Raw genomic sequence first — 3,866 nt, forward strand, 5'->3', positions numbered from 1 at the left:
TGAGAGATTTTCATCCCCGCCATCAGTGGCGGCAATGTGCGGGAATAACGAGTCAGTTTGCGACTTAGCTGTTGCGCGTCTTGAGTCGTTTCTCCTTTTTCTGCGGCTTTGATTTTCTGCCAATTTTCGTGGACTTCCTCAGCAGTTTCGACTTCAACCTCTCCAAAGACATGAGGATGACGGCGGATCAGCTTTTGAGTCAGCCCCTGAACGACATCGGTTAAGCTAAATTGCCCGGATTCGCTAGCAATCTGCGCTTGCAGCATCACTTGTAGCAATAAGTCCCCCAGTTCTTCAGCGATCGCATCTTTATCCCCAGTGCGAATCGCATCTACGACTTCATAAGCTTCTTCGATGACATACGGGGTGAGGGTTTGGGGAGTCTGCGCTAAATCCCACGGACAACCTCCATTGGGCGATCGCAACTGGGCAACAATCTCAATCAACTGTTGCAGGGCTTCTAGTGCAGTTTGAGGCATGGGATGAGCAGATTCTGGGGAATTTGGCATAAACGAAAATTCAGTTTGTCTTTCGATCTTACCTTCGCGTCCTCTGCGTCTTGGCGGTTGGTTTCTTGACTCTACGCTGACTCACTTTGCCGGTTCGCTTCCGAGTCTTCACTCGCTTAGGCATCACCGCCTTCAATCCACTTTTTTTAAACCGCTTGTAGGCAGAACCCCCCCAGTCACTGAATGAGTGACTCATTGCACCCAATTCCAAACCCACAAACAGCGCCATCCATTCAGCCGGATATTGAGTAAGCGATCGCTGCACCTGATTCGCTATCACCTGCCAAGTCCATCCGACACCCCAGACCAGCTGTAGTATCCCCAATATCAACAATCCCACGAGAAAGAGCCAGCAGGCGAGATAGAGCGATCGCACGATTGTCCCAATTGCTAACCCGTGGGAAAAAACCGAGCGGTGGCGTAAACTCTTTTGGTAGGGTATCCAAATCCACCGCAACCAACCCCAGCGCTGATAAGGACGGGAGTTTAGATCCAAGTCAGGGCTAAACATTAGCCCGCTGAATAAAAATCCTCCGGAAACAATTAACGTCAGATCGCCACTGCGAGTCAGCCCGAACGTCATGCCAGCCACCCAAGGCAAGCACCATAAAGTAATGCGATCGTGCGTCCGACCAGAGGGCATCCGTTAAATTTGAGATTTTTTAAAATTTATTCTGTTTGAATAGTAGCAGCAGCAGCGTAATCTGCTATTATCTAAAAAGTGTCTGAATTTGGGCGGTTAGCTCAGTTGGTAGAGCGCCTGCCTTACAAGCAGGATGTCACTGGTTCGAGTCCAGTACTGCCCATTAAAAATTGTATAGTGACTAACTATCTGTCATTCGTGACAGATTAATGTCATTAACCCAAATTCAGCTTCATCCAGATTCGTTTGGAGAAGCTAAGCGATGCGAGAATCTCGTCACTAAAATAGCACATTATGGCACCGAGCGATTGGGGTCGCCTGTTGTGCTATCTTCGAGCGATCGCATTTGGCGCACACTTAGCGATCACATTCATCAACACTTACGAGAGAACTTCAGAAGCTTTAAGCCTTAGATGGATTGGTCTGAGGATTCATCTAGAAAGTGGCTCAAAAATGCTAATCGGTGTTATGTCCTTTAGAGAAAACTGTGGGCAACAGCGTAAAGAGAAGCTATCCTGTAGGGAATCGCTTTTGCTGGAGGGTTGGCTCGATCTCCTTATGAAAGTTAGGGAAGTGATTAAGCCAATAGAAGAAGATGGTTGGTATCGGGAGAGAAATAGGAGCAACCATCGTCAGGTCAAGCATCCAACCAAGCCATGTTTATTCACGATTGGAGGGAAACCGTCTGATGATGCGAGTACCTGAGACTTATCGGTAGGTTACAAAATAGCAAATCTATGTCAGTATCTAAAATTTCTACTACATCTGAAAGTTTAGTCAACTGGCTAACTACCTCAGGAATTAAGTGTGCAATTACAAAAAAACGTACTTTTTTAATGCTGGCTGCCAACTTGCTCTTGGTTAATCCCGTGCAGGTAACTCCTCTGTGGAAAGCATGGCTGAAGTTAGGGTGGCGTATTATATCAACTATCTTATGGGGAATCCTGTTTCTCGTGATTCTATCCTCTCTTGGAAGATCCTTTGCATTTGGAAGTACACTTGTTCCAACTTCTGTAACGGGCACTTTTGGAGTTATAGATAGTAGTCCTGTTATTGCTGTAAAAGGAGAAAAATTTACAGCAGATATTAATGCTGCTTTAGTATCAGCTAGAGAATCAGCTCTTAAAACTGCATCGAATGAATTAGACTCGTGGATTGCTGGGTTAATGTATCGGGTTGATGTTCCAAGTCAGGATAACGATTTTTTAGATTGGTATTTTGGGTATTGGACTCAGCAGAAGTTTGGTTTAGATGGAACACTACAGGCAGGGAAACGGCTCTTTAAAAAAAATCTTCCAACTGCAAAGGAAAAAATTCAAGAAGAGGTTCTGAAAGAATTTACAAGCCGGGTTTTTAGACCTGAGATTGCTAAACTTGAACTCAAGAATATTTCTAGAGATATCTCACAAATTTATATCAGTGAGTTACAACAAAAGTTAGAGAGAATTCGTACTGAACATAGTATTCCAAAAGCAGATTGGGAAGAATATTTGCATAGTGTCACGGTAGTTGTGACCAATATCGAAGGAAGGGAAGTTCCGCTACAACTAAAAGCTTTCACGATTGCAGGCTTAGGCGGTACAGCATTATTAGCAAAGGCGGCTGTTGTAGCAATTGAGAAGGTAACAGCAAAAGTAGCAACTAAAGTTGTTGCTAAAGCAAGTGCAAGCTTCTTAAGCAAAGCGGGAGCTTTAGTCGGTGGGGAATTGCTTGGTCCCGTAGTGACTGTAGCGATCATTGCATGGGATGCATGGGATATCCACAAGACAGAGGTAAACTATAGACCTATTCTGAAACAGAATATTGAAGATTACTTCAACTCGATGAAAAGAGACATTTTGAATGATGAGGAAAATGGGATTCAAAAAGTAATTGTGGATATTGAAAACAGTGTAAAGAGAGGAATAAATGGTTTTCGCTTACCATTGCTGAACCTACGCTAGAAATTGAAAAAAACTATGAACCTCAGCTTAATGATTATCAAATACTTTTTTCTCCGCTCGTCGGGGGGCTAACAAATTAGTGCAGCGGACGGCGGTTTCGAGCTTTGGCTGTGTTTTTTGGATTATCTGCCGCCCCTGGCTTGCGCTGTTAATTGATCAAAATACTTCGATCGAATGGCTTTGTGATAAGGCAGTCATCTCCACAAAAGGCAACCGACACCAATGACAGCAGCTATCCTCCCACAATGCCGAAATCTTAAACCTCGCTCCACACCTGGGACACTGCGACAACAAGCTCACCTGATGCTGCTCATACCCTGCCGTTAACTTAAACTGTCACTCCCTTCGATGACACGGCAACTCTGCATAATGAGAGGCGAAATCGCTCATTCACCATTCACTCCCTCCCAACTTTGACCGCATCGCTTGCCACGCCTCAATGTGTTGCTGTAACTGCTGTGTGGGCGATCGCATTTTTCCTGATAGTGCGATTGCGGTTAACCCAGCACGGGAACCGCAGGATTCATCGGTTGAGGTCGAGTAGAGCTAATTTTAGACACGGCTAAAGATTGCGATCGCACTCTGGCATCGCAATTAATTTACAATAATTTACTCAGCGGGTAGCCTATAAAAGGACACGCTTGGCGCAACCTGCACAGAGAACCAACGCCCAAACAGCAGGCATTCTTGCGATCGAGTTGATCCCTATTCCCTCTACAATTGAACAATTCAGAATGTCCAGCAGGACTTGCTTTTGCGCGAGAGGGAAAA

Annotated in this window: 4 protein-coding genes and 1 tRNA gene; 3 read left to right on the forward strand and 2 right to left on the reverse strand. The window is 45.0% G+C overall.

The genetic code is table 11. The annotated features are described in order from the left end of the window. Both H6F50_RS08420 and H6F50_RS08425 read right to left on the reverse strand, forming a co-directional pair. On the reverse strand, window positions 1–509 hold a 509-nt coding region (locus H6F50_RS08420; protein WP_190428323.1), incomplete at its 3' end, for a MazG family protein. 28 nt (window positions 510–537) lie between these two features. After that, window positions 538–1,152 (reverse strand): metal-binding protein, encoded by a 615-nt coding sequence (locus H6F50_RS08425; protein ID WP_190428325.1) that lies wholly within the window; start codon window positions 1,150–1,152, stop codon window positions 538–540. A 90-nt stretch (window positions 1,153–1,242) separates the two neighbouring features. Between H6F50_RS08425 and H6F50_RS08430 the strand changes: the two genes are divergently transcribed. From H6F50_RS08430 to H6F50_RS08440, 3 genes are all read left to right on the forward strand, one after another. Beyond that, a tRNA-Val gene (locus tag H6F50_RS08430) sits at window positions 1,243–1,315 on the forward strand. A 131-nt stretch (window positions 1,316–1,446) separates the two neighbouring features. Then, window positions 1,447–1,857, forward strand: coding sequence for a type II toxin-antitoxin system HicA family toxin (locus tag H6F50_RS27005; RefSeq protein WP_242028943.1), 411 nt, complete (start codon window positions 1,447–1,449; stop codon window positions 1,855–1,857). Between the two features lie 32 nt (window positions 1,858–1,889). Beyond that, window positions 1,890–3,095, forward strand: a complete 1,206-nt coding sequence (locus H6F50_RS08440; RefSeq protein WP_190428327.1) for a hypothetical protein — start codon at window positions 1,890–1,892, stop codon at window positions 3,093–3,095. Window positions 3,096–3,866 lie beyond the last annotated feature (771 nt).

It is taken from the genome of Coleofasciculus sp. FACHB-712 (assembly GCF_014695635.1).
Taxonomy (GTDB): Bacteria; Cyanobacteriota; Cyanobacteriia; order Cyanobacteriales; family FACHB-T130; genus FACHB-T130.

What these genes read in the sequence shown, in the direction of transcription:
- H6F50_RS08425 (WP_190428325.1), bottom strand. Translation starts at nt 1,152, where the DNA reads ATGCCCTCTGGTCGGACGCACGATCGCATTACTTTATGGTGCTTGCCT.
- H6F50_RS08440 (WP_190428327.1), top strand. Translation starts at nt 1,890, where the DNA reads ATGTCAGTATCTAAAATTTCTACTACATCTGAAAGTTTAGTCAACTGG.
- H6F50_RS27005 (WP_242028943.1), top strand. Translation starts at nt 1,447, where the DNA reads ATGGCACCGAGCGATTGGGGTCGCCTGTTGTGCTATCTTCGAGCGATC.